25 protein-coding genes are annotated in these 24,974 nt (G+C 58.5%); 15 read left to right on the forward strand and 10 right to left on the reverse strand.

Annotated elements, in window-relative coordinates:
* Positions 1-221 precede the first annotated feature (221 nt).
* Positions 222-497, reverse strand: a complete 276-nt coding sequence (locus tag HF327_RS15850) for a hypothetical protein (protein WP_198461169.1) — start codon at positions 495-497, stop codon at positions 222-224.
* A gap of 72 nt (positions 498-569) precedes the next feature.
* On the opposite strand from HF327_RS15850, the gene hemA reads away from it, so the two are divergent.
* From hemA to HF327_RS15885, 7 genes are all read left to right on the forward strand, one after another.
* Positions 570-1,877, forward strand: a complete 1,308-nt coding sequence (gene hemA / locus HF327_RS15855) for a glutamyl-tRNA reductase (protein ID WP_198461170.1) — start codon at positions 570-572, stop codon at positions 1,875-1,877.
* 133 nt (positions 1,878-2,010) lie between these two features.
* On the forward strand, positions 2,011-3,090 hold the full coding sequence (gene prfA, locus HF327_RS15860) for a peptide chain release factor 1 (protein WP_198461171.1): 1,080 nt from the start codon (positions 2,011-2,013) through the stop codon (positions 3,088-3,090).
* A 52-nt stretch (positions 3,091-3,142) separates the two neighbouring features.
* On the forward strand, positions 3,143-5,125 hold the full coding sequence (locus HF327_RS15865) for a PEP/pyruvate-binding domain-containing protein (RefSeq protein ID WP_198461172.1): 1,983 nt from the start codon (positions 3,143-3,145) through the stop codon (positions 5,123-5,125).
* Positions 5,126-5,130: 5 nt separating this feature from the next.
* Positions 5,131-5,991, forward strand: coding sequence for a peptide chain release factor N(5)-glutamine methyltransferase (gene prmC, locus HF327_RS15870; protein ID WP_198461173.1), 861 nt, complete (start codon positions 5,131-5,133; stop codon positions 5,989-5,991).
* Positions 5,992-6,123: 132 nt separating this feature from the next.
* Complete coding sequence (gene grxD / locus HF327_RS15875; RefSeq protein WP_198461174.1) at positions 6,124-6,444, forward strand: Grx4 family monothiol glutaredoxin; 321 nt, start codon at positions 6,124-6,126, stop codon at positions 6,442-6,444.
* A 43-nt stretch (positions 6,445-6,487) separates the two neighbouring features.
* Positions 6,488-6,922, forward strand: a complete 435-nt coding sequence (locus tag HF327_RS15880) for a ribonuclease HI family protein (protein WP_206764444.1) — start codon at positions 6,488-6,490, stop codon at positions 6,920-6,922.
* Positions 6,923-7,030: 108 nt separating this feature from the next.
* Entirely contained in the window at positions 7,031-8,410 is a 1,380-nt protein-coding gene (locus HF327_RS15885; RefSeq protein WP_198461177.1) for a hemolysin family protein, read from the forward strand.
* A gap of 111 nt (positions 8,411-8,521) precedes the next feature.
* Here HF327_RS15885 and HF327_RS15890 read toward each other — a convergent pair whose 3' ends face one another.
* Both HF327_RS15890 and HF327_RS15895 read right to left on the reverse strand, forming a co-directional pair.
* Positions 8,522-9,175, reverse strand: coding sequence for a lytic transglycosylase domain-containing protein (locus tag HF327_RS15890; protein WP_198461178.1), 654 nt, complete (start codon positions 9,173-9,175; stop codon positions 8,522-8,524).
* A gap of 12 nt (positions 9,176-9,187) precedes the next feature.
* Entirely contained in the window at positions 9,188-10,930 is a 1,743-nt protein-coding gene (locus HF327_RS15895; protein ID WP_198461179.1) for a proline--tRNA ligase, read from the reverse strand.
* Positions 10,931-11,024: 94 nt separating this feature from the next.
* On the opposite strand from HF327_RS15895, the gene HF327_RS15900 reads away from it, so the two are divergent.
* The gene (locus HF327_RS15900) at positions 11,025-11,723 is read left to right on the forward strand and encodes an RNA pyrophosphohydrolase (RefSeq protein WP_198461239.1); all 699 of its coding nucleotides are present in this window, start codon (positions 11,025-11,027) and stop codon (positions 11,721-11,723) included.
* A gap of 55 nt (positions 11,724-11,778) precedes the next feature.
* Here the strand turns inward: HF327_RS15900 and proB are convergent, their stop codons facing one another.
* From proB to rplU, 4 genes are all read right to left on the reverse strand, one after another.
* Positions 11,779-12,918 carry a glutamate 5-kinase gene (gene proB / locus HF327_RS15905; protein ID WP_198461180.1) on the reverse strand — a complete coding sequence of 380 codons (1,140 nt, stop codon included), beginning with the start codon at positions 12,916-12,918 and terminating at the stop codon, positions 11,779-11,781.
* A 110-nt stretch (positions 12,919-13,028) separates the two neighbouring features.
* A complete protein-coding gene (gene cgtA, locus HF327_RS15910; RefSeq protein WP_198461181.1) occupies positions 13,029-14,144 on the reverse strand; it encodes an Obg family GTPase CgtA in 1,116 nt (371 codons plus the stop codon).
* A gap of 146 nt (positions 14,145-14,290) precedes the next feature.
* Positions 14,291-14,548, reverse strand: coding sequence for a 50S ribosomal protein L27 (gene rpmA / locus HF327_RS15915; RefSeq protein ID WP_099738603.1), 258 nt, complete (start codon positions 14,546-14,548; stop codon positions 14,291-14,293).
* A 14-nt stretch (positions 14,549-14,562) separates the two neighbouring features.
* Positions 14,563-14,874, reverse strand: coding sequence for a 50S ribosomal protein L21 (gene rplU / locus HF327_RS15920; RefSeq protein WP_099738605.1), 312 nt, complete (start codon positions 14,872-14,874; stop codon positions 14,563-14,565).
* A 238-nt stretch (positions 14,875-15,112) separates the two neighbouring features.
* Between rplU and HF327_RS15925 the strand changes: the two genes are divergently transcribed.
* From HF327_RS15925 to HF327_RS15955, 7 genes are all read left to right on the forward strand, one after another.
* The gene (locus tag HF327_RS15925; protein WP_198461182.1) at positions 15,113-16,042 is read left to right on the forward strand and encodes a polyprenyl synthetase family protein; all 930 of its coding nucleotides are present in this window, start codon (positions 15,113-15,115) and stop codon (positions 16,040-16,042) included.
* Positions 16,043-16,274: 232 nt separating this feature from the next.
* Positions 16,275-18,014, forward strand: coding sequence for a type IV-A pilus assembly ATPase PilB (pilB, locus tag HF327_RS15930; RefSeq protein WP_198461183.1), 1,740 nt, complete (start codon positions 16,275-16,277; stop codon positions 18,012-18,014).
* Positions 18,015-18,038: 24 nt separating this feature from the next.
* Positions 18,039-19,256, forward strand: a complete 1,218-nt coding sequence (locus HF327_RS15935) for a type II secretion system F family protein (protein ID WP_198461185.1) — start codon at positions 18,039-18,041, stop codon at positions 19,254-19,256.
* Positions 19,256-20,125, forward strand: coding sequence for a prepilin peptidase (locus HF327_RS15940; RefSeq protein WP_198461187.1), 870 nt, complete (start codon positions 19,256-19,258; stop codon positions 20,123-20,125). Before HF327_RS15935 ends, HF327_RS15940 begins: the two co-directional genes overlap by 1 nt.
* Positions 20,126-20,130: 5 nt before the next feature.
* Positions 20,131-20,757, forward strand: a complete 627-nt coding sequence (gene coaE, locus HF327_RS15945) for a dephospho-CoA kinase (protein WP_198461189.1) — start codon at positions 20,131-20,133, stop codon at positions 20,755-20,757.
* 89 nt (positions 20,758-20,846) lie between these two features.
* Entirely contained in the window at positions 20,847-21,602 is a 756-nt protein-coding gene (zapD, locus tag HF327_RS15950) for a cell division protein ZapD (RefSeq protein ID WP_198461191.1), read from the forward strand.
* Between the two features lie 97 nt (positions 21,603-21,699).
* Positions 21,700-21,909: a DNA gyrase inhibitor YacG gene (locus HF327_RS15955; RefSeq protein WP_099738616.1), complete on the forward strand. Its 210-nt coding sequence runs from the start codon at positions 21,700-21,702 to the stop codon at positions 21,907-21,909.
* Positions 21,910-21,958: 49 nt separating this feature from the next.
* Here the strand turns inward: HF327_RS15955 and HF327_RS15960 are convergent, their stop codons facing one another.
* The 3 genes from HF327_RS15960 to argJ all read right to left on the reverse strand — a co-directional run bounded on the left by HF327_RS15960 (position 21,959) and on the right by argJ (position 24,857).
* The gene (locus HF327_RS15960) at positions 21,959-22,423 is read right to left on the reverse strand and encodes an NUDIX domain-containing protein (protein ID WP_198461193.1); all 465 of its coding nucleotides are present in this window, start codon (positions 22,421-22,423) and stop codon (positions 21,959-21,961) included.
* A 14-nt stretch (positions 22,424-22,437) separates the two neighbouring features.
* Positions 22,438-23,373 carry an ATP-binding protein gene (locus HF327_RS15965; protein ID WP_198461241.1) on the reverse strand — a complete coding sequence of 312 codons (936 nt, stop codon included), beginning with the start codon at positions 23,371-23,373 and terminating at the stop codon, positions 22,438-22,440.
* A 254-nt stretch (positions 23,374-23,627) separates the two neighbouring features.
* Positions 23,628-24,857 carry a bifunctional glutamate N-acetyltransferase/amino-acid acetyltransferase ArgJ gene (argJ, locus tag HF327_RS15970; RefSeq protein ID WP_198461195.1) on the reverse strand — a complete coding sequence of 410 codons (1,230 nt, stop codon included), beginning with the start codon at positions 24,855-24,857 and terminating at the stop codon, positions 23,628-23,630.
* Positions 24,858-24,974: the final 117 nt, after the last annotated feature.

Consider the following 24,974-nt stretch of genomic DNA (forward strand, 5'->3'; position numbering starts at 1 on the left):
CACAGTTTTATGACATTTAAAGCGCCGATAAAAAAGCCCGGCGATACAGGGTTTCGGGTAAGTCATTGGATGTCAGCGCATGCTCACTCGCAACTTTTGCAAGCTTGATTCTCATCGGAATATCTCAAAACGAACGCTGGTACAAATACAACAGCCATCTTGAGTCAGATCAAGCTTTCCAGCAAAACAGCTTCACCCAAAGCAGCAATTCGAGCCAGAACTCAGCGCCAGGCCCTTGAAAGAACCCACTGACAGAAGGCACTTATACCCACCAGAGCGGCATAGCTGAGCATCTTCCCATCGCGCGAAAACAGCCAGAGACCGGCCCATAAAACCGCTGAGCCCAATATAAAATTGATAGCTGCCTGCGCAATAAATGACTCGGCTCCAACCTTGTTTAACTGAAAAATTCGGGCACAGATCGCCAAACCCAGAGCCAGGAAAAAAGCGGGGGCGACGAAGTTGAGTAAATGATTTACGCTCGCAACAATATCCATGACAGCAATCGTTTCCAAGGCTTTGGGCGCGGGGGATGCCCGATCCGGTACTAAATTTTATAATCGCAGGTTATGGCAGTCTGGGCTTTAGGCATCAATCACCACACGGCTCCGCTCGATTTGCGGGGTCGTTTTGCGTTCGCGCTCGATCAGATCGAGCCGACACTGCAAGGTTTGCGCGCGTCCCTGACAAGCGCCGGTAAAGCCCACAATGCGGTGGAAACCGCCATTCTTTCCACCTGCAATCGCACCGAGATTTACTGCGCGGCCGACGCCCCTGCCATGGATCACACCATGCACTGGCTGGCCAACAGCGGCGGAGTCGCCCCTGAGTTGCTGCGCCAGCACTCCTACGTGCTGCAAGACGGTCTGGTCGCACGACACGCCTTCCGCGTAGCTTCTGGTCTTGACTCCATGGTGCTGGGCGAGGCGCAAATCCTCGGCCAGATGAAGAACGCCGTGCGCGCCGCAGAAACGGCGGGCGCACTGGGCACCACACTCAACCAGTTATTCCAGCGCAGCTTTGCCGTTGCCAAGGAAGTGCGCTCTTCTACTGAGATCGGTGCGCACAGCATTTCCATGGCTGCCGCCGCTGTGCGTCTTGCCGGTCAGTTGTTTGAAGACCTGACCAAGATTCGGGTGCTGTTTGTCGGCGCGGGCGAGATGATCGAACTGGTCTCCACCCACTTTGCCGCACGCAACCCCAAGCAGATCACCATCGCCAACCGCACCATGGAGCGCGGCGAGAAGCTGGCATCCCAGTTTGGCGCCAACACCATGCGCCTGGCCGATCTGCCCGAGCATCTGCACGAGTACGACGCCATCATCAGTTGCACCGCATCCACCCTGCCCATCATCGGCCTGGGTGCTGTGGAGTCTGCTCTCAAAAAGCGCAAGCGCCGCCCCATCTTCATGGTCGATCTAGCCGTTCCGCGCGATATTGAAGCCGAGGTCAAACACCTCAACGACGTATACCTCTACACCGTGGACGATCTGGCCACCGTGGTTCGCACCGGTCAGGCCCAGCGCCAGGCCGCCGTGCAGCAGGCCGAAGTCATCATCGACACCGGCGTGCAGAACTTTATGCAGTGGATGGACCAGCGCAACCCGGTAGGAGGCTCTGTTTCGCTGATTCAGCAGGTTAACGCACAGGCCGACGAATGGCGCGCGCTAGAAATTGCCCGCGCCAAGAAGCTGATCGCCAAGGGCGAGGACATCGACACCGTGCTGGAAGCGCTCTCGCGCGGCATCACACAAAAAATGCTGCACGGCACCATGGCCGCGCTGCACAAGGGCGACGCCGACGAGCGCGCCCAGACGGCAGACACTGTCAGCCGTCTGTTCCTGCGCGCCAGCCGCAACAACTCCAGCAAGCTTTAGCGGCGCTCGCCCGCTTTCGCGCTGCGTCTGCCCGCAGCGCATAGGCCCCACTGCGGCCAGCCCTGACCCCTCTTCCCTCTGACACAACGAAGGCGTCCTGCGCGTCGCCCTTCTCAAGCCCACGGTACACACCATGCAAGACTTTTTGCGCAACCAGCTCGAACGCTTCGCCCAACGCCTGCAGGAGCTGGACTTTCTGCTTTCGCGCGAAGACATCATGGGCGACATGAAGCAGTACCGCGCCATTTCGCGCGAGCATGCTGACGTGACCGCCATTGCCAGCCGCTACGCCCGCCACCAGCAAACTTCCGCCGATATCGCTGCCGCCCGCGAAATGCTGGACGACCCTGACATGGCCGAAATGGCGCAGGAAGAAATCACCAACGGCGAAGCCGAGCTGATCAAGCTTGAAGACGAGCTGCAGCGCCTGCTGCTACCCAAAGACCCCGATGACGCCCGCCCGGCCTTTATGGAAATTCGCGCCGGCACGGGCGGCGATGAATCGGCTCTGTTTGCCGGTGATCTGGCCCGCATGTACACCCGCTACGCCACTACCGTGGGCTGGAAGGTCGAGGTCATGAGCGCCAACGAAGCCGAAATTGGCGGCTACAAGGAAGTGGTGCTGCGTATCGAAGGCGACAACGCCTATGGCGCGCTGCGTTTTGAATCAGGCGGCCACCGCGTGCAGCGCGTGCCCGCTACCGAAACGCAGGGTCGCATCCACACCAGCGCCTGCACCGTGGCCGTGATGCCTGAGCCCGACGAGGCCGAAGCCATCACCCTCAACCCCGCCGACCTGCGTATCGACACCTTCCGCGCCAGCGGCGCCGGTGGTCAGCACATCAACAAAACCGACTCCGCCGTACGCGTGGTGCACTTGCCCACCGGCATCGTGGCCGAATGTCAGGATGGCCGCAGCCAGCACAGCAACAAGGCCAAGGCCCTGCAAGTACTGCAAGCCCGCATTCAGGAAAAAGAGCGCAGCGAACGCGCCGCCAAGGAAGCCGCCATGCGCAAGGGCCTGATTGGCTCGGGCGACCGCAGTGATCGCATTCGCACTTACAACTTCCCGCAGGGCCGCCTGACCGACCACCGCATCAACCTTACGCTGTACAAGCTGCTCGCCATCATGGAAGGTGACCTCGGCGATGTAATTCAGGCCCTGCAACATGCGCGCGAGGCCGAGCTGCTGGCAGAACTGCAAGCGGACTAAGCCAAGCCGCACGGCTGCAGCCAACGTCGAACAACCAGGTGGTGCTACGGTAATGACTTCGCTTCACGTCCCCAGACTCTGGCAAACGCTGCTGGCCTGCACCTTGCTTGCCGCTACAGCCGCCCAGGCTCAGATGGTGCGCAAACCTTCGGCCTATGAATCGGGCGCGGGCAGCCCTGTCAACGCCAGCGCCAACCGCACCGCTCCCTCTGATTTGGCGGCGCTGCCCACTCAAGCAGACTTTGACCGGGTAGCCCGTGTCTTTGACGCCAACAGCGCCAGCGCCATGCCCCATGTGCTGTTCGTGATTGATCGCCAGAGCAAGAGCACTCCCCTGCACTTCATCAACACGCCGCGCTACGCATTTCACGAAGACTTTCTGCGCGCCAAAGGCTTGCTGCGAGGCGATAAAGCGACTCTCAACCGCAATTACCGGGCAGCAGACCGACGCTTCATCCTCGGCACACTGAGCTGGCAACCCAGCCTTAAAGCCTACAGCTACGAATTCTGGGAAGGTGATCAGCTCACACCCGAACTGCTGCAAACCACGGCCAGAGCGTTAAAGACCGGCTTCTTCGCCCCGGTGCGCTTCAAAGCCAATGTCAGCGCCCAGGAAGCCGTGGCCCAGGCAGCAGGCATTGAAGCCATTACGCAGGCCCAGTTGCTGGGCGCGCAGACCTTTTTGCCACTGAACCTGGGGCAGGCCACAGGGCGGCTGCGGATTGTGGCGTCGGCAGATCGTGTGAGTGAGCTGCAACCCCAGGACATCGCCCTGCTGCGGGAAGTGCCCATCAGCCTGCCACCCGTGGCAGGTGTCGTCACAGAGCGGCCATCCACCCTGCTCTCCCATGTCAACCTGCTGGCGCGTGGCTGGGGGGTGCCCAATGCCTATGTGCAAAAAGCAGCCGACCAGTACGCAGCCTTCAACCAGCGCTGGGTGCATATCGAGGTGCAGCCTACCGGCTTTTCCCTGCGCGCCGCAACCGATGCGGAGCGGCAAGCCGCCGAAAAGCTGGCTCGCCCCAGGCCTACCAGCAGCAAAAAAATCCTCATACAGCCCGACCTGCGCCGCAGCGAACTCGCACCGCTGGCCAGCCTGCGCAACGCAGACCGCAAGCGCTGCGGTGCCAAGGCGGCCAATCTGGGCGAAATTCAATCCGCCCAGTTCGCTGATGTGCTCGTGCCCGATGGCTTTTGCATTCCGTTCGCCGCCTATGCCGACTTCATGCGCGGCAATGGCTTGAACGAGCGCATTGCCCGCATGCGCCAGTTGCCCGGATTTGCTACGGATTCAGGAGTTCGCAGGCAAGCACTGTCTGCGCTACAGGCCGAAATGATGCAATGGCCTATTCCGCAGTCTGTGACTGATACCTGGAGTCAGCGCTGGGCCAGCCAACTCGGCAGCCAGGGCGTTTTTGTGCGCAGCTCCTCCAGCTCTGAGGACCTGCCCAACTTCAGTGGTGCAGGCCTGTACACCACGGTGCCCAACGTACGCAGCAGTGCCGATCTGGCCGCCGCCGTGCGCAAAGTCTGGGCCTCGGTCTATAACTTCGAGGCATGGGAGGCCAGGCAGGCCGCCGGCCTTGATGACCAGCAGGTCATGATGTCCGTGCTGGTGCAAAAAGCCGTGGACTCCACCGCCTCTGGCGTGATGATTACGCGCGACCCGTTTGATGCATCGCGCCGCCACATGAGCTATATCGCGGCCAAGCGCGGCATTGGCATCCGCGTGGTGGAAGGCCAGCGCGTGGCCGAGCAAATCCTCTACTCCAGCCGCAGCAAGGCCGTGCAGGTGCTCAACCGCTCTCAGGACGATGTGGCGCTGCAGCTAGATGCCAACGGCGGCGTACGCGAAGTCGCCGTTGCCACTGGCCGTGCCGTGCTCAGCGATGCACTGGTGCAGCGGCTGGCTCGTGCGGGCGCAGCCATCAAGCAGCGCTTTGGCGGCAAGGAACAAGATATTGAGTGGGCCGTGCAGGGCGATCAAATCATCATCCTGCAGGCACGGCCCTTTATTTCAGCGCCCGGGCGCTAAGCACAATGACAGAGATCTCTCCCACCAGCTGCCTGACCGTGGCGCAAGCCCTCACGCAAGCCGCCCAGCAAGGCCTGCCGCGCGTGGATGCGCAAATGCTGTTGCTACATTTAATGCAGCAGCCAGCGCATGCCCGTGCTTGGCTTATCACCCATGACACCGATATTCTGAGCGCCGAGCAGCAAGCGCGCTGGAGCGATCTGTGCGCCCAGCGCCAGCAAGGTGCACCCGTGGCCTACCTCACCGGCCGCAAGGAGTTCTACGGGCTGGATCTGGCCGTAGATGCCCGCGTGCTCGACCCCCGCCCCGATACCGAAACACTGGTGGATTGGGCACTGGAGCTGCTACCAGAAGGCACTGCTCACCGCGTGGTGGACCTGGGCACCGGCAGCGGCGCGATTGCGCTGGCCCTGCAAAGCCAGCGCCCTGCCGCGCAGATAGTGGCCGTAGATGCCAGTGCCGACGCACTGGCCGTGGCGCAAGCCAATGCCCAGCATCTGAACCTGCCCGTGCAGTTTGCCCACGGCAACTGGCTGGAACCTTTGGCGGGCCAGCCGCCTGCCGACCTGATCGTCAGCAACCCACCCTATATTCGCGCAGATGACCCGCATCTGGCGGCGCTGACGCACGAGCCACTGTCGGCACTGGCCAGCGGTACGGACGGTCTGGAAGATATTCGCAGCATCATTACCCAAGCCCCCACACAGATGAAAGCAGGCGGCTGGCTGCTTTTCGAGCATGGCTGGGATCAGGCCCACGATGTCGCGCAGCTGATGCAGACCGCAGGCTTTGAGCAGGTGCAACACCGCAGCGACCTGGCAGGCATTGCCCGCTGCACCGGCGGCTGCTGGCCGGGCTTGATTTAGCCACGATTGCCCCCAAATATCTGTGTGCTGAACTACAACAAGATTTCCTCACAGCACCGCATTCATTGCGGTCGGTGAAATAATTGCAAACATCGCGGCTGTGGCCGCCACCCCTAGAATCCGGAGCCCACTATGAGCAACACTCAACAACGCATCGACGACCTGGTCAAGAACAACGACATCCTGCTGTTCATGAAGGGCAACGCCAGCTTCCCTCAGTGCGGCTTCTCTGGCCGTGCCATCCAGATCCTGAAGGCCTGCGGTGTGGACGCCAAGTCCATTGCCACCGTGAACGTGCTGGAAGATCAGGAAATCCGTCAGGGCATCAAGGAATACAGCCAGTGGCCCACCATCCCTCAGCTCTACATCAAGGGCGAATTCGTGGGCGGCTCGGACATCATGATGGAAATGTACGAATCGGGTGAGCTCAAGCAAATGCTGGCTGCCGAATAAGCCACTGCACACCCCAAGCCACCGTTGCCCGGTGGCTTTTTTCATGCCGCCTCCCAAACCCGCCCCCGCCCACCATTGCTGCATTCATATCGATGGCAGCTCTTTGCCCAACCCCGGCCCCATGAGTCTGGGTGCCGTGCTGCGCCTGCCCGATGGCACACAGCACAGCCTCTCAAAAGCCTTGCACCAAAGCGGCTGCAACAACGAAGCCGAGCTACTGGCCTTGATGGCCGCCTTGACGCTGGCCCATGAACTGGGCGCCCGCTGCCTGACCATTCGCACCGACTCCCATGTGCTGCTGGAGCAGCTTGGCCCGCCCATGGCCAAGCCTGCCCGCCCTATCGCCAGGCTCAACCATCTGTTTGAGGACGCCCGCCAGCAGATGCAGGGGTTTGACGAACTGGTGCTGCAGTGGATACCCAGACACCGCAATACCGAGGCCGATGCATTGGCCAGAGCCGCACACACCCAAGCCTGAAGAAGCCCATAGAGCCGCCCCTTTCCCTACGCCATGCTTTATGTGGTCGAATGGGAAGTCTTCGATTACAGGCTGCGGGCCCCTTAAAAATCCGCAGCCACCCTGCCTATGAGTGTGTTCCAAAGCCTTCTGGTGATAGCCCTGCTGATTTTGCTCAGCGCCTTCTTTTCCATGGCAGAGATTTCTCTGGCCGCATCACGCCGACTGCGGCTGCGCCAGCTGGCCGACGATGGAGATGAACGCGCAGAGCGCGCCTTGCGTGTGCAAGAGCAGCCAGGCGAGTACTTCACCGTGGTGCAAGTGGGACAAAACGCGGTCGCCATCCTTGGCGGTATCGTGGGTGAAGGCGCTTTCAGCCCCTCGGCCACCAAGTTTTTCTCGCTCTGGTTTTCGCCTGAGCTGGCTTCCACCCTGGGCTTTCTGCTCTCATTCCTGATAATCACCTCGGCCTTCATCCTGCTGGCCGACCTGCTGCCGCGCCGCATCAGCATGAACGAGCCCGAGCGCTACATCGTGCGCGTGCTGGCACCCATGCGCTGGTTTGTGTTGATCTTCAAGCCCATCATCTGGTTTTACAACCTCGTCACCGACACTCTGTTTCGCCTGCTGGGCCTGCCCGCCACGCGCGACGAGCGCATCACCTCCGAAGATATCCTCGCCATGACCGAAGCGGGTACCAAAGCTGGCGTGCTGGAGGCCCGCGAACAGCAGGTGATTGCCAATGTATTCGAGCTGGATTCTCGCGCCGTAGCCTCGGCCATGACACTGCGCGAACGGGTTGCCTTTTTCTACAAGGACGATGACAACAACGTCATCCGCGCCCGCATTGCCGAAGAGCCTTTCTCCACCTACCCGGTGTGCGACGGCGATATTGACCGTGTGATTGGCTATGTGGATGCCAAAGATCTGTTTCAGCGCGCGCTCAACAACCAGCCACTGTCGCTGATGGATGAAACGCTGATTCACAAGGTCCTCATCGTGCCCGACCGCCTGAGTCTGGCCGAGGTGCTGGAGCAGTTTCGCCAGGTCCATGAAGACTTTGCCGTCATCGTCAACGAGTACAGCCGCGTCGTCGGCGTCGTCACCCTCAACGATGTGATGAGCACGGTCATGGGTGACCTGGTCAGCGCCTCTGAAGAGGAAGAGCAGATCATCCGCCGCGATGAGCATTCCTGGCTGATCGACGGCGTCGCGCCCATCGAAGATGTGATGCGCGTGCTGCAGCTCGACGAAATGCCGCACGACGACGAGTACGAAACGCTGGCTGGCTTCCTCATGGTCATGCTGCGCCGCGTGCCCCGACGCACCGATGTCGTGACCTGGGGCGGCTACAAGTTTGAAGTGCTGGACGTGGACAGCTACCGCATTGACCAAGTCATGGTCACGCAGCTACCCGTCAACACGCCAGAGTCTGCAGCCCCATCAGCCGCCGCTGCCGCCAAAGTGCAAAGCAGCGCGGCACAGGCAGCGAAGAGCAATCACTCCTGAATCAGGAGCTGCCAGCGAACGTCTTTAAACGGTATAGATATAATTTGTAGCTGAAGCAAATAAAAAGAGAGCGGTAAATGCTCTCTTTTTCATAGTGCAATCTGAATTTGATCAGACCGCCTTAGGCTCATCAACGAGCCAGCGCCGCTGCGCGCCAAAGACGGCGTTCGGGTACTGGGGCTGGCCGCGGCTGCCGTTGTAGCGGCCCAGCGCCATATAGGCATCGCCTTTTTCACGGTCCATGTAGTGACGCAAGATCACGCAGCCAAATCGCAGATTGGTCTGCATATGGAACAATTTTCCAATGTCGCCATCGCCAATCAATCGCATCCAGAACGGCATGATCTGCATATAGCCACGCGCTCCGACGCTGGAGATGGCGAACTTGCGGTAGCCACTCTCCACTTGAATCAGGCCCATGACCATGGACACATCCAGCCCAGCGCGCTTGGATTCGTACCAGACGGTCTGCAAAAATTCACGCCGCACCTGCGGGTCGGCCTTGCGCTTGACCAGCTTGTCGCTGCAAGCCACCAGCCAGCGCAGATAGCTCATGCGCGCCTCCGTCGAGGTGAACTCCAGCTCGGGCGGTGCGCCCGAGCCAGCCACCGCCGAACTCAAAGCGGTACGCACTGAATCCGCCAGAGGCTCTTCCAGTTGCCCACCCGCCCATGCGGTTTGCGGCAGCAGCCAGCCTGCCGATGGAACGGCAAGCGAGGCTGCGGCAGTCATGCAGGAGCGGCGGCTGAGAAGGCTTTCTGGCATTGATACAGCAGCTTACAAGCCAAGACGGCTCTTGAGGTGACTCAGCACCTCATTCGTCGCCAGCTTTGTAGCTTCTGTGTCACGGCGCTGCTGGTACTCGACCACGCCTTCCTTCAGGCCACGGTCGCCCAGCACCACGCGGTGGGGCACGCCAATCAGCTCCCAGTCGGCCAGCATGGCGCCGGGGCGTTCGTCGCGATCATCCAGAATCACGTCCACACCCAGAGCCAGCAAGGCGTCGTACAGCTTGAAGGCTTCTTCCTTCACCGCTTCGCTGCGGCCCATTCCGATGGGGCAGATCACCACGGTGAACGGCGCAATCGCGTCGGGCCAGATGATGCCGCGCTCGTCGTGATTTTGCTCAATGGCTGCGGCAGGCAGGCGGGTCACGCCAATGCCGTAGCAACCCATTTCGAAGTGCTGTGGCTTGCCGTTGTCACCCAGGAAGGTGGCATTCATGGCTTGCGAGTACTTGGTGCCCAGGTAGAACACGTGGCCGATTTCAATGCCGCGCTCAATCGCCAGCTCGCCTGCGCCGTCGGGCGATTGGTCGCCAGCCACCACGTTACGCAGGTCGGCAATCACGGCTGGCTCGGGCAGATCACGACCAAAGTTCACGCCGGTGATGTGGAAGTCTTCTTCGTTGGCACCACAGACCCAGTCGGCCATCACGGCCACGTCGCGGTCCACCACGATATTCACAGGCTTCTTCAAGCCAATGGGACCCAGATAACCAGGCTTGCTGCCGAAGTGGTCTTCGATCTCTGGAACAGAGGCAAAGCGGAAGCCAGCCAGGCCTTCAACCTTTCCGACCTTGATCTCGTTCATCTCGTGGTCGCCGCGCAGCAGCAGCAGCCAGACTTGCGTCTTGACGATCAGACCCTTGTCGTCCAGTTCGTCGGTGGCCAGCACCAGTGACTTGACGGTTTGGCTCAATGGCAGACCCAGCTGAGCCGCCACGGCTTCGCAGGTGCTGTTACCAGGGGTCGCGATCTTTTCCATCGCCTTGGCGGCGGCAGGGCGAGCCTGGGCAGGAGCCAGAGACTCGGCCTTTTCGATGTTGGCCGCGTAGTCGCTCTGTGGGCAGTAGACAATGGCGTCTTCACCCGTCGAAGCAATCACCTGGAATTCTTCGCTCAGATCGCCGCCAATGGCGCCAGAATCCGCACGCACAGCGCGGTACTGCAGGCCAAAACGATCAAAGATGCGCTTGTAGGCTTCGCGCATGGTCTGGTAGCTGATCTGGGCGGTATCGCGATCCTTATCGAAGGAGTAGGCGTCCTTCATGATGAACTCGCGGCCGCGCATCAGGCCAAAGCGGGGGCGGCGCTCGTCGCGGAACTTGGTCTGAATCTGGTACAGGTTCTTGGGCAGCTGCTTGTAGCTCTTGAACTCCTGGCGGGCGATATCGGTCACCACTTCTTCAGAAGTGGGCTGAACGATGAAATCGCGGCCATGGCGATCCTGAATGCGCAACAGCTCAGGACCCATCTTCTCGAAACGACCGGTCTCCTGCCACAGCTCAGCAGGCTGCACCACAGGCATGGTGGTTTCAATGGCACCGGCACGGTTCATTTCCTCGCGCACGATGGCCTCGACCTTGCGAATCACGCGCAAGCCCATGGGCATGTAGTTGTAGATGCCGGCACCCAGCTTTTTGATCATGCCAGCCCGTGTCATGAGCTTGTGGCTGACCACTTCAGCGTCGGCCGGAGCTTCTTTGAGGGTGGAGATGAGAAATTGGGAGGCTTTCATGGAACTGGCAATTCAGTGGAAATAGGCATGGCCCGCTTGTCGATCACAAGGGGCCATGCATAATGAACACAATTCAAAAATTTGGGGTTTGATTATGCTTGACCGGGACGGTTTTCGCCCGAACGTCGGCATCATCCTGCTCAACCAAAGAAACCAGGTGTTCTGGGGAAAACGCATTCGCACCCACAGCTGGCAGTTTCCGCAAGGTGGTATTGACCGGGGCGAGACGCCCGAGCAGGCCATGTTCCGTGAACTGCACGAGGAAGTGGGGCTGAAGCCCAATCACGTTCGCGTGGTTGCCCGCACTAGGGACTGGTTGCGCTATGAGGTGCCAGACAGGTATATCCGCCGCGACGCTCGCGGGCATTACAAAGGCCAGAAGCAAATATGGTTTTTGCTTCAATTGGTCGGGCACGACTGGGATTTAAACCTTCGTGCGACGGACCACCCCGAGTTCGATGCCTGGCGCTGGAACGATTACTGGGTTCCACTCGATGTAGTCGTAGAGTTCAAACGCGGTGTATATGAGATGGCTCTGACCGAGCTGGCGCGGTTTCTGCCGCGCAGCGAGCAGCAGCGCAATCGTTATCTTCGCAGTGGCATGCGACCACGCGAGCAGGAGACAGGCCAGCCGGGAGCAGTGCCATCTGCGCACCAGGCACCGGCTCTGTATCCGGCACGGACTGGAAGCTTTCGTATCAATCCTGGAATCGAGCTGCCGCCTGGTGCCAGTTTTGACCCGGATCCGCAGACAAATATCAGCAATCAGCAGGACAACAAGCCTGTGCAATGAAAAAAGCCGTAATGCATCACCTGCATTACGGCTTTTTTGCTGAAGCAACAGGCGCTCAGTGCCCCGCCACCACCATATTGTCCCGGTGCATTATCTCTGGGCCGGCCGAATAGCCAAGCAGCGATTCAATCTCTGAGGAGCTCTTACGGCACAGCAGCCTTGCCTCGGCGCTGGCATAGCTGGCCAAACCACGGGCAATCTCAACACCGCCCTCATCGCGCACGGCAATCACTTCACCGCGAGAGAAGTCCCCCTCCACGGCAATCATACCGATGGGCAGCAGGCTCTTGCCTTCATCACGCAGCTTGAGCGCAGCGCCTGCATCCACCGTCACCGAGCCGCGCAGCTGCAGATGGTCTGCAATCCACTGCTTGCGCGCCTGCGTCTTGTGCGTATGCGTCATCAGCAACGTGCCAATGGATTCACCACGCGTCAGACGCAGCAGCACGTCTTTCTCGCGCCCCCAAGCAATCACCGTGGATGCACCGGAGCCCGCGGCGCGCTTGGCCGCCAGAATCTTGGTGATCATGCCGCCGGTACCGATGGAAAGGCCCGCACCGCCCGCCATAGCCTCCAGCTCGGGATTACCGGCTTCGGCCACATCGATGAACTTGGCATCGGGGTTCTTGCGCGGGTCAGCGCTGTAAAGGCCGCGCTGGTCAGTCAAGATCACCAGTGCATCCGCCTCGACCAGATTGGCGACCAGCGCGCCCAGAGTGTCGTTGTCACCAAAGCGGATTTCATCGACAACGACCGTGTCGTTCTCGTTGATGACGGGCACCACGCCCAGCTGCAGCAGCGTGAGCAACGTGGTGCGCGCATTCAGATAGCGTTCACGGTCAGCCAGGTCTGCATGGGTCAGCAGCACCTGCGCACTGGGCACGCCTTCTTCGCGCAGCTTGGTCTCGTACATCTGGGCCAAGCCCATCTGCCCAACAGCTGCAGCGGCTTGCAACTCATGCACGACGGTCGGGCGCGTGGCCCAGCCCAGGCGCTTCATGCCTTCGGCAATCGCACCGCTAGAGACCATGATGACTTCGCGCTTGACGCCATCTTTGCCTTGCACCAGAGCCGCCAGCTGACGGCTCCACTCCTCAATGGCCGCCTCATCCAGCCCTCGACCTTCATTGGTCACCAGACTGGAGCCGACCTTGACCACGATGCGATGTGCATCACGCAACACATTGGAAGACATGAGGATTTACAGTGTTTTAAGCCTCTAGCCTTTATTGGAAAAGCACTAGAAGCTATGAAATTAAAAGCAAAACAGCGCACCTAGTGCGCTGCTGGGTTACACCCTATAGCTTATTCCGGATCGTAGGAAGCGAAACGCGGATCGGTCATATCCAACTCAGAATCCTCGCCTCCCACAAAACGGGGATCCACTTCCTTGGGCGCCTGTTCAGACAGTTGCTGGTTGTGCACATGCTCGTAGATCTTGCGGATCAGCGGTTCGCAGCCTTCGCGGGTCAGCGCCGAGATCTCATAGACCGGGCCCTTCCACTTGAAGCGCTTGACGAAGTCCTTGACCTTGGCTTCCCGCTCTTCCACAGGAACCATGTCCAGCTTGTTGAGCACCACCCAGCGCGGCTTGTTGTAGAGGTCGGCGTCGTACTTCTTCAGCTCACTCACAATGGCCTTAGCTTGCTCGACAGGATCCACGCCTTCGTCGAACGGTGCAATATCCACAACATGCAGCAACAAGCGCGTGCGCTGCAAATGACGCAGGAACAGGTGCCCCAGACCCGCACCTTCTGAAGCGCCTTCGATCAGACCCGGAATATCGGCCACCACAAAGCTCTGCTCCGGAGCCACACGCACCACACCCAGATTGGGGTGCAAGGTGGTGAAAGGATAGTCCGCAATCTTGGGCCGCGCATTGGACACGGCCGTGATAAAGGTGGACTTGCCCGCATTGGGCATACCCAGCAGGCCCACGTCGGCCAGCACCTTCAGCTCCAGCTTCAGATTGCGACGCTCGCCGGGAAAGCCGGGGGTCTTCTGGCGTGGAGCGCGGTTGATAGCACTTTTGAAGCGCAGGTTGCCAAAACCACCGTCGCCACCCTTGGCAATGGTGATGACCTGACCAGCCTCCAGCAGCTCAAACAGCACTTCGCCGGTATCGGCATCGCTGATGATGGTTCCCACGGGCATGTTCAGCGTAATGTCGTCGCCCGCAGCGCCAAACATATCGGAACCCATACCGTGCTGACCACGCTTGGCATCGTGGCGACGCGAGTAGCGGTAGTCGACCAGTGTGTTCAGGTTCTCATCGGCCACGGCATACACATGACCGCCACGGCCACCGTCTCCACCGTCGGGGCCGCCAAATTCTTTGTATTTTTCGTGCCGGAAAGACACGCATCCATTGCCACCGTCACCAGCGGAAATGTCGATAAAAGCTTCGTCAACGAACTTCATGAGGCATCCAGTCTACAAAATCAGTGTGCACCAGAAGCTTCAGGTCACACTTTTACGTGATCAATTCCATGCCCCATCTGTCAACTGGAGCCGTTTCAAACAACAAAGCCCCGACAAGTCGGGGCTTTGTTGGAGTCAAATACGACTTATGCAGCCGAGATGTTGACTGTTTGCTTGGACAGAGCGCCCTTCACTGCGAACGACACGTGGCCGTCAACGAGTGCAAACAGGGTGTGATCCTTGCCCACGCCCACGTTCTCACCGGGGTGGAATTTGGTGCCGCGCTGACGCACGATGATGGAACCAGCTGTCACCAGCTCGCCACCAAAGGCCTTCACACCCAGCATTTTTGGCTTGGAATCACGTCCATTGCGCGTAGAGCCGCCGCCTTTTTTCTGTGCCATGACTCAGCTCCTATTTAAGCAGCAATTGCCACGATTTGCAGTTCGGTGAACTGTTGACGGTGGCCTTGACGTTTTTGATAGTGCTTACGACGACGCATCTTGAAGATGTGCACTTTGTCGTGCTTACCGTGAGCAACAACAGTTGCCTTCACAGTTGCGCCGGACACCAGGGGAGCGCCGATCTTGATTTCGGAGCCGTTGCCGACTGCCAAAACTTGATCGATCACAATTTCCTGGCCTACGTCCGCAGCAATCTGTTCTACTTTAATTTTTTCGCCAGCAGCAACACGATATTGCTTGCCGCCGGTTTTTATGACCGCGTACATGTAAACCTCTTTACTTTGAGAGTTCTGCAGACGAATTTCCACAGAGCCGACGATTCTAACACGCACTTAAAAATCACGCTTAGATCAACCCCACAGAGACCGCAAGCAAGCCCCGCGCAAGCCATCAATGAAAAAAGAGCAACACTCTATTTCTATAATCATTGATCCACTTGGCGGTTCAATCACCTTGACTACAGAAATTTCCACATCCAATCCGCTTGCCCTGATCGCAGATGACATGCGTGAAGTGGATATTGTCATTGCGCAGCGATTGACAACCAGCGTTCCTCTGATTGCACAGATCTCCCAGTACATCATAGCGGCGGGCGGCAAACGTTTGCGCCCTGCGCTGCTGCTCTTGATCAGTGGCGCTCTTGGTTACCAAGGCAAGAACAAGTACACCCTGGCAGCGGTGGTGGAGCTGATCCATACCGCCACCTTGCTGCATGACGATGTGGTGGATGAGTCCACGCTGCGCCGCGGCCGTGCGACGGCCAACGAAACCTTTGGCAACCCTGCCAGTGTCCTGGTGGGTGACTTCCTGCACACACGCTCCTTCCAAATGATGGTGGAAGTGGGCAGCATGCGCGTGCTGCAAATCCTGTCGGACGCCACCAATGTGATTGCTGAAGGTGAAGTTCAGCAGCTCATCAACACCCATGATGCATCTCTGGATGAGGCAGGCTATCTGCACGTCATTCGCTCCAAGACTGCACAGCTCTTTGAAGCCAGCGCCCAATTGGCCGCTGTTCTGGCGGATGCACCTGCCGAAGTTGAACAAGCCTGCGCCGCCTACGGTCAGGCCCTGGGCACCGCCTTCCAGATCATTGACGATGTACTGGACTACACAGGCAACACGCAGGAGATGGGCAAAAACTTGGGCGATGACTTGCGCGAAGGCAAATGCACCCTGCCACTGATTGCAGCCATGCAACGCGGCACACCTGAGCAGGCAGCCATTGTTCGCAATGCCATTGAACAAGGCTCAACCGACCAACTGGATACTGTTGTTGAAATCGTGCGTAACACAGGTGCGCTGGACATTGCCAGAGCTGCCGCTCACAGCGAAGCCCTGCGCGCCATCGATGCCCTAGCCGCACTACCAAGCAATGCGCACACTGCCAGCTTGCTTGAGCTGGCCTCTCAGCTGCTGGAACGCCGAACCTGACTCAGCAGCTGAGCAGCACGCTTAGAGTGTCCATTTCGCTGACAAGTGCGTTATTCGCAACAAGGGATTCAAGACGGACCTCTTGATCTCAATCAACCACGGCTTTATCACGTTTTCTTGAGCCACATTCATATGCGTTGCTTTGTCGCTTGCATGTGCCTTCGCCTCATACCTTGAGCAACCACAAGAATGGTAGGATAAGTCTTCCCCTTACCCTCTCAGAACCGGATACATGGCTGCTGCCGATAACCTGCAAAAACCCTCTGCTGCCCCCTTTGCCATCCCCGGCCTGGGCAGAGCTCTGATTTCAGCAGGCAAAGTTTCCCAGCAAGCAGCCGAGGCAGCAGTCAAGAAGGCCGCGACAAGCCGCACACCTTTCATCACTGAACTCAGCCAGTCCGGCGAAATCAGTGCACTGGAAATCGCGGAAACCATCTCCACCATGTTCAGCACACCGTTGCTGGACCTGAATGCCATTGATTCGCAGCAGCTCCCTCGCGAACTGCTGGACCCAAAGATCAGCACCACCTACCGCGTACTGGCGCTGACCAAGCGCGGAAACCGGATCACTGTCGCGACAGCAGACCCAACACAGCAAGAGGCCGCTGAGCAGATCAAGTTCACGACTCAGCTACTGGTTGACTGGGTTGTCGTCGAAGCAGACAAGCTTCAAAAACTGATCGACCAGACAGGCAAAAGCGTCAGCGAATCTCTGGACAGCTACTCCAACTCGGGTGATTTCGACTTTGATGACGTCAAAATCGAAGACACCCCTGAAGAAAAAGACAACATTGGCGCAGACGTTGAAGATGCGCCCGTCGTCAAGTTCCTGCACAAGATGCTGCTGGACGCCTTCAACATGCGCGCCTCGGACTTGCACTTTGAGCCCTACGAGCACAACTACCGTGTGCGATTTCGCGTGGATGGCGAATTGCGCGAGATCGCATCCCCTCCTATCGCGATCAAGGACAAGCTGGCCTCACGCATCAAGGTGATCTCACGACTGGATATTTCGGAAAAGCGCATCCCGCAAGATGGCCGCATGAAGCTCAAAGTCGGGCCTGACCGAGTTATCGACTTTCGCGTGAGCACACTCCCCACTTTGTTTGGCGAGAAGATCGTGATCCGTATTCTGGACCCGAGCTCCGCCAAGATGGGCATCGAGGCACTGGGCTACGAGCCCGAAGAAAAAGAGCGCCTCCTCAAGGCCATCAAGCGCCCTTATGGAATGATTCTGGTAACCGGCCCTACGGGTTCGGGAAAAACGGTTTCACTCTACACCTGCCTGAACCTGCTCAACCAGCCAGGCGTCAACATTGCCACAGCTGAAGATCCCTCCGAAATCAACATGCCTGGCGTCAATCAGGTCAATGTGAACGAGAAGGCGGGCCTGACCTTTGCGGCAGCTCTGAAGTCCTTTCTGCGCCAGGATCCGGACATCATTATGGTGGGCGAAATCCGCGACCTGGAAACAGCGGACATATCCATCAAGGCCGCGCAAACCGGGCACTTGGTGCTATCTACGCTGCATACGAATGATGCACCGACCACGCTGACGCGCATGCGCAATATGGGGATTGCGCCCTTCAATATTGCCTCCAGCGTGATTCTGATTACCGCGCAGCGACTTGCGCGCCGCCTGTGCCCTCAATGCAAAGAGCCTGCAGATATTCCGCATGAGGCTTTGCTTGAAGCCGGCTACAACGAAGATGAACTGGACGGCAGCTGGACCAGCTACAAGCCCGTCGGCTGCCCCGCCTGCAATAACGGCTACAAAGGTCGCGTTGGCATCTATCAGGTCATGCCCATCAGCGAAGAGATGCAGCGCATCATCTTGCGTGATGGCAGTGCATTGGAAATCGCAGCCCAATCCAAGGCGGAAGGCGTCCGCTCACTGCGTGCCTCTGGCCTGCATAAAGTTAAATTAGGACAGACCTCACTCGAAGAAGTGCTGGCTGTGACCAACGAGTAAAACCAATACCAGCGAGGGAACGCCATGGCAACCGCAGCGTCCAAGGGAATCAAGGAGTTTCTCTTTGAATGGGAGGGCAAAGACCGTAACGGGAAAATCGTCCGTGGCGAAACACGTGCCGGCGGAGAAAACCAGATTCAGGCCATGCTCCGCCGCCAAGGCGTGACACCCTCCAAGATCAAAAAGCGCCGAACGCGTGGCGGTAAAAAGATCAAGCCGAAGGATATTGCCCTGTTTACCCGCCAGCTGGCGACCATGATGAAGGCTGGCGTCCCGCTGCTGCAGTCTTTTGACATTGTGGGCCGTGGCAATACCAACCCCAACGTCACCAAGCTGCTCAACGACATCCGCCTGGATGTAGAGACTGGCACCTCACTGAGTACGGCCTTTCGCAAGTTCCCTCTGTACTTCGACAGCCTCTACTGCAACCTGGTTGAAGCCGGCGAGGCCGCCGGTATTTTAGAGGCGCTGCTGGACCGGCTTGCCACCTATATGGAAAAGACCGAGGCCATCAAGTCCAAAATCAAATCCGCGCTGATGTACCCCACCTCAGTCGTGATCGTGGCGTTTGTCGTGGTAGCGGTCATCATGATTTTCGTGATCCCAGCCTTCAAGGAAGTCTTTACCTCGTTCGGAGCCGATCTTCCTGCACCAACGCTGATTGTGATGGGCATCAGTGAGTACTTTGTTCAGTACTGGTGGCTGATTTTTGGCGTGATCGGCGGCGGTGGTTACTTCTTTATGCAAGCTTGGCAGCGTAATGAACGGGTACAGCAGTTCATGGATAGAGCCATGCTCAAAATGCCCATCTTCGGGGTTTTGATCGAAAAATCCTGTGTGGCCCGCTGGACTCGTACACTCTCCACCATGTTTGCGGCTGGCGTTCCTCTGGTCGAGGCTCTGGACTCCGTAGGCGGCGCATCGGGCAATTACCTCTACCAGCAAGCCACGGACAAAATTCAGCAGGAAGTATCCACCGGCACGAGCCTGACATCAGCCATGGCCAATGCCAACATCTTCCCCTCCATGGTGATTCAGATGTGCGCCATCGGTGAAGAATCTGGCTCCATCGACCACATGCTGGGCAAAGCTGCTGACTTCTACGAAAGTGAAGTCGACGAAATGGTCGCAGGCCTCTCCAGCCTGATGGAACCCATCATCATCGTCTTCCTGGGCACACTGATTGGCGGCATTGTGGTGTCTATGTATCTGCCTATCTTCAAGTTGGGTCAAGTGGTCTGATGATTTCCGAAATTGCATTGAATGCTGCAGCAGGCGGCATACTGGGCCTGCTGATTGGCAGTTTTTTGAACGTCGTGATTCACCGCATTCCGCGCATGATGGAGCAGGAGTGGCATGGCGAATGCGTGCAATGGGCTGAGGAGCAAAAAGAAAAAGGCGCCAAGATTGAGCTTGCACCTGCTCAGAGCCCCATCACACTCAGCAAGCCGCGATCGCGATGCCCCCATTGCGGGCATCAGATTACGTGGTACGAAAATATCCCTGTCCTCAGTTACCTCTTTCTGCGCGGTCGCTGCGCTGAATGCAAAAAAACCATCAGCCTGCGCTATCCGACCATAGAACTGATCTGCGCAGCACTGTTCGCCTTCTGCATCGCCCGCGATGGCCTCACGCCGACAGGCTTTGCCTGGTGCGGGTTCAGCGCTGCGCTGCTGGCTCTGGCAATGATTGACTGGGACACCACCTTTTTACCTGACTCCATCACTCTGCCACTGCTTTGGGGTGGACTGCTTGCATCTGCTCTGCAATGGACTTCCGTGCCACTGCTCAACTCCTTCTGGGGCGCTGTCGCAGGCTATATGTCGCTATGGCTGATCTTCTGGGCCTTCAAGCTGGCAACAGGCAAAGAAGGCATGGGCTACGGCGACTTCAAGCTCTTTGCCGCATTAGGCGCCTGGTTTGGCTGGCAGGCACTGGTACCCATCATTCTCATGGCGTCAGTCGTGGGCGCCGTCATCGGCATCGCCCTCAAGATCAATAGCAAGCTACGTGAAGGCGGCTATGTCCCGTTTGGTCCCTTCCTGGCAGGCGGCGGCTTTGTGAGTCTGATCTGGGGTCCTCAGGCCATCTTGAGCTTTGTGGGCCTGTAAAATCCATGCATGCTGCACCTTCTGCCTCTCCTTTCCGACTGGGCCTGACTGGCGGTATTGGCAGCGGTAAAAGTACGATCGCCCAGCGCTTGCAAGAGCGCGGTGCCACGCTAATTGATGCAGACTTTATCTCACGCAGCCTGACAGCCATTGGCGGTGCCGCTCTGCCCAGCATTGCGCACTCCTTTGGTGCAGACCTGATTGATACCCAAGGCGCCCTCAACCGCGCACGCATGCGCGAGCTGGTTTTTGCAGACCCCAACGCTCGCCAGCAACTCGAAGGCATTCTTCACCCCCTGATTGCCGAGCAAACCTACCAGCAACATGAAGCAGCCATTGCTGCGGGCAGCAAACTCGTTGTTCACGACATTCCTTTGCTGGTGGAGTCCGGACACTGGCGCAGCAAGCTTGATGGCGTGCTCGTTGTGGATTGCCGCGAAAGCACTCAAGTTGAGCGCGTCATGGCCCGTAGCGGCCTGACGCAAGATGCTGTGCAAAACATCATTGCCGCTCAGGCCACGCGTATGCAACGGCTGGCTGCCGCTGATTGGGTGCTCTACAACGACGAAGGCATCACAATCAATTCTCTCAACGCATATACCGATCAAATCGCTGCATGGTTCGGGCTATGATGCGCGTCATGGGGCTTGGCCTGTGCGTGTGATCGCCGCATGTGCACGTTAACCGCTGATTCCTGTGCGCCCCTAGGAGCCCAGCAAACGTGATCCTGTACGAATATCCTTTTAACGAGCGTCTGAGAACCTATCTGCGCCTTGAGCAGTTGTATCGCCGACTGAGCGAGTTGCTGACCCGCGCGCATGCTGTTGATCATCACTTCGTGCTGATCACCATCTTCGAGATCATGGATGTGGCCTCGCGCAGCGATCTGCGCGCCGATGTCCTCAAGGATCTGGAGCGCCAGAAGAACCTGCTCGACGTTCTGCGCGACAACCCCGATATTTCCCAGCACATGCTGCATCAGGTGGCGCGCCAGGTCGAAAGTTGCTTTACCGCTATCAATGCGCAAAGCGGCAAGGCTGGTCAGGCCCTGACTGAAAACGACTGGCTGATGTCCATACGCAGCCGCGTGGGTATTCCAGGCGGCACCTGCAGTTTTGACCTGCCGGCCTATCACGCCTGGCTGAGCCTGGACCCACGCTTTCGCCAGCGTGACCTGGAAGACTGGGCTTCCGAGCTGACCCCGCTAGGCCAGTCGCTGGAGCTGATACTGCAGTTGCTGCGCGAAACCGGCATCCCCCAGCGCGTAGCCGCCGAGCAAGGCGTGTTCCAGCAGGCCATGCCTGCAGGCCGCAGCTTTCAATTGCTGCGCCTGCGCATAGACCCTCACCTCAATCTGGTGCCAGAGATCAGCGGCAACCGCTTGCTGGTGTCCGTGCGCCTGCTCAAGCTGGCCAGCGGCTGCAAGCCCCAGCCCAGCAACGACGATGCTTCTTTTGAGCTGACGCTCTGCGCCTGAGCCTCGCCTGCTTTCACACTCGTTGGGCCGCTGATTGCGGCTCAATTGCTTTCAGGGTCAGCCCACCCGTTTTTTCCAGCTGTGATACACCTGCACCATGAGCACTGACAACCAATCCCCCACCATGGTGAAATGCCCCACCTGCGGTGGCCCCAGCGTTTTTATGCCGACCAACAAGTTCCGGCCTTTCTGTAGCGAGCGCTGCCGCAACATCGATCTGGGTGCCTGGGGCAATGAAGAGTTCCGGGTACCCGCCCAGACTCCTCCCGAAGATGCGCCGTTTGGCGACCCGCGCACCGAAGCCTGAGCCTATAAAAAAGAGCGCAAAGCGCTCTTTTTTATTGCTGCAACCTACGTCAAGCTTTGGGCTGACTGGCCTCGTAATAGCTCTGATCGAACAACAGGCCACGCTCTTCGCTCAGCCATTGCAGCACGGGGTAAGAGCCGGGCAAGACCGGCGCTACATCCAGCGGCAATTTCTGCCATGCCATTTGCTGACCTTCACGCATCTCAAACTCACCTGACCACTGCATCACCTTACACCAGTGCAGTCGCACCAGCGCATGCGGGTAATCATGCTCGGTCACCTTCCATGCATGGGCCGTGCCAATGGTCACGCCTAGCTCCTCAATCAGCTCGCGGCGCAGGGCCTGCTCTACGGTCTCGCCCTCTTCCAGCTTGCCACCCGGAAACTCCCAGTAGCCCGCATACGGCTTGCCAGCAGGGCGACTGGTAATCAGCAACGCGCCATCGGATTCGCGCAGCAGCACGCCCACAGCCACTTCTGTGTGCTTGCGTTGCACCTGTGTTTCAGCAGTCACTTCAAACTCTTTCTTTACTCAAGATCTGCTTCTTCAGCCAGACCATCGACATCTGCGATGCGCTTATTCACAACCACAGGGCGCTCATTGCGGCCCGCGTAGTCGCGTGCAAACTGATGAGCGACACGACCGCTGCGCGAGCCGCGCTCTAGCGCCCAGACCAGTGCTTCGGGCCGGGCTGATTCAATCGTCGTCGCATCCATGCCCAGCGCCGACAGCCACTGCGCCACTACGCGCAGGTATTCGTCCTGGCTGAAGGGATAGAAGCTGACCCACAGGCCAAAGCGCTCAGACAGAGAAATCTTCTCTTCCACCACCTCGCCGGGGTGAATTTCGCCGTTTTCGCTTTTTTGCTGCGCCAGGTTGTCCGTCATGTACTCGGGCAACAGGTGGCGGCGGTTGCTGGTGGCATAGACCAGCACATTGGCCGTAGCGGCGGAGACCGAGCCATCCAGCATGGACTTCATGGCCTTGTAGCCGGGCTCCCCTTCTTCAAAGCTCAGGTCATCACAGTAGATGATGAACTTCTCGGGGCGGCTGGCCACTACGTCGACGATATCGGGCAGATCGGTCAGATCAGCCTTGTCCACCTCAATCAGGCGCAAGCCTTGCGGCGCATAGCTGTGCAGGCAGGCGCGAATCAGCGAGGACTTGCCTGTACCGCGCGCGCCCGTCAGCAGCACGTTATTGGCCGTGCGGCCGCTGACAAACTGCTCCGTATTGCGTGCAATTTTCTCCTTTTGCACGTCAATATTCTGCAAATCGGACAGTTGCATGGCACCCACATGGCGCACAGGCTCCAGCACGCCGCAGCCATTGGCGCGCTTGCGGTAGCGCCAGGCGATGGCGTCGTTCCAGTTTGCTGGCGCTTGCAAGGGCTGGGGCAGCACAGACTCGATACGCTGCATCAGCTGCTCGGCACGTTCAACCAAGCGCTCCAAAGGGTTCATTACATCTTGCACGGCTCAATCTCCATCTCTATTTTTATAGCTGCCAGCACTTGGCATTATTTGGTTTCAGCCAAAAAAGTGTCTGAAACCTAATAAACACAGGCGCTAGCAGCTTCTCAAATTGCAGCACCCAAAGCGCTTAAAACTGGCACGCCCCACACAAGGGACAGCGAGCAAGCGCCGCCGCGCAGAGAGGCTATCGTCCCCCTCCGCGAAGCAGAGAGGGGGAAGCGGCGCAGCCGCTCAGGGGGTGTTTACGACCGATAATCAGCGTTGATAGTCACGTACTCGTGACTCAGATCGCAAGTCCACACGGTCTGCACCGCCTCGCCACGGCCCAGCGACACACGCACCAGGATTTCCTGCTGCTTCATCACACGCTGGCCATCTTCTTCCTTGTACGAAGGGTTGCGGCCACCGTTGACGACCACATGCACATCGTCCAGATGCAGATCAATTTTGGTCTGATCCAGATCGGCAATGCCGGCATAACCTACTGCGGCCAGAATGCGGCCCAGATTAGGGTCAGAAGCAAAGAACGCGGTCTTAACCAAAGGCGAATGAGCAATGGAATACGCAGCCAGTCGACATTCCTCTTCGTTCTTACCGCCTTCAACCTTCACCGTAATGAATTTCGTAGCACCTTCCCCATCACGCACAATGGCTTGAGCCAGTTTTTGTGCGACTTCCAGCAGCGCAGCCTTGAGCTGTTCGCCTTCGGCGCTGGTCAGCGACATGATCTGCGCATTGCCAGCCTTATGCGTGGCGATCAGCACAAACGAATCATTGGTGGAGGTATCGCCATCAATGGTCACGCGGTTGAAGGAGCCATCGGCCAGTTGCTTGACCAGCGGCTGCAGCAACTCAGGGACAATGGCGGCATCTGTCGCCAAAAAGCCCAGCATGGTGGCCATGTTGGGGCGAATCATGCCCGCGCCCTTGCTGATGCCGGTGATGGAGATGGTCTTGCCACCAATGCTCACACTGCGGCTGAAGGCCTTGGGCAGTGTGTCGGTGGTCATGATGCCTTCGGCAGCCGTGCCCCAGTTATCGGCCTTGGCGGCAGCGATGGCCTTGGGCAGACCGGCGACGATGCGGTCCACAGGCAGCTCCTCCATGATCACGCCGGTGGAAAAAGGCAGAATCTCGCCCGCCTTCAGGCTCAGCTCCTTAGCCAGCGCATCGCAGGTAGCGCGCGCATTGGCCAGACCTGCAGCGCCCGTGCCCGCGTTGGCATTACCGGTGTTGATCACCATGGCGCGGACGGCGGTAGTCGCAGCCAGATGCTCCTGACAAATCTGCACGGGAGCCGCGCAAAAGCGGTTCTGCGTGAACACACCAGCGACCGATGCACCTTCATCCAACAAGAACACCGTCAGGTCCTTGCGATTGGCCTTGCGCACACCAGCTTCGGTAATGCCGATGCGAACGCCATTGATCGCCAGCAGATCAGCAGCAACAGGGGCGGAGAGATTCACGGGCATTGCAATAGTCCTTGTGATTGAGAAAAAACGCGCTCCATTATCGGAACAATCGAGGGCGCGCCGGGCTTTATTCGCATTGCCTATGTAAAAAGCCACGGCACAAATACAAACACGGGC

The sequence above is a fragment of the Comamonas suwonensis genome (assembly GCF_012844455.2).
Taxonomy (GTDB): domain Bacteria; phylum Pseudomonadota; class Gammaproteobacteria; order Burkholderiales; family Burkholderiaceae_C; genus Comamonas; species Comamonas suwonensis.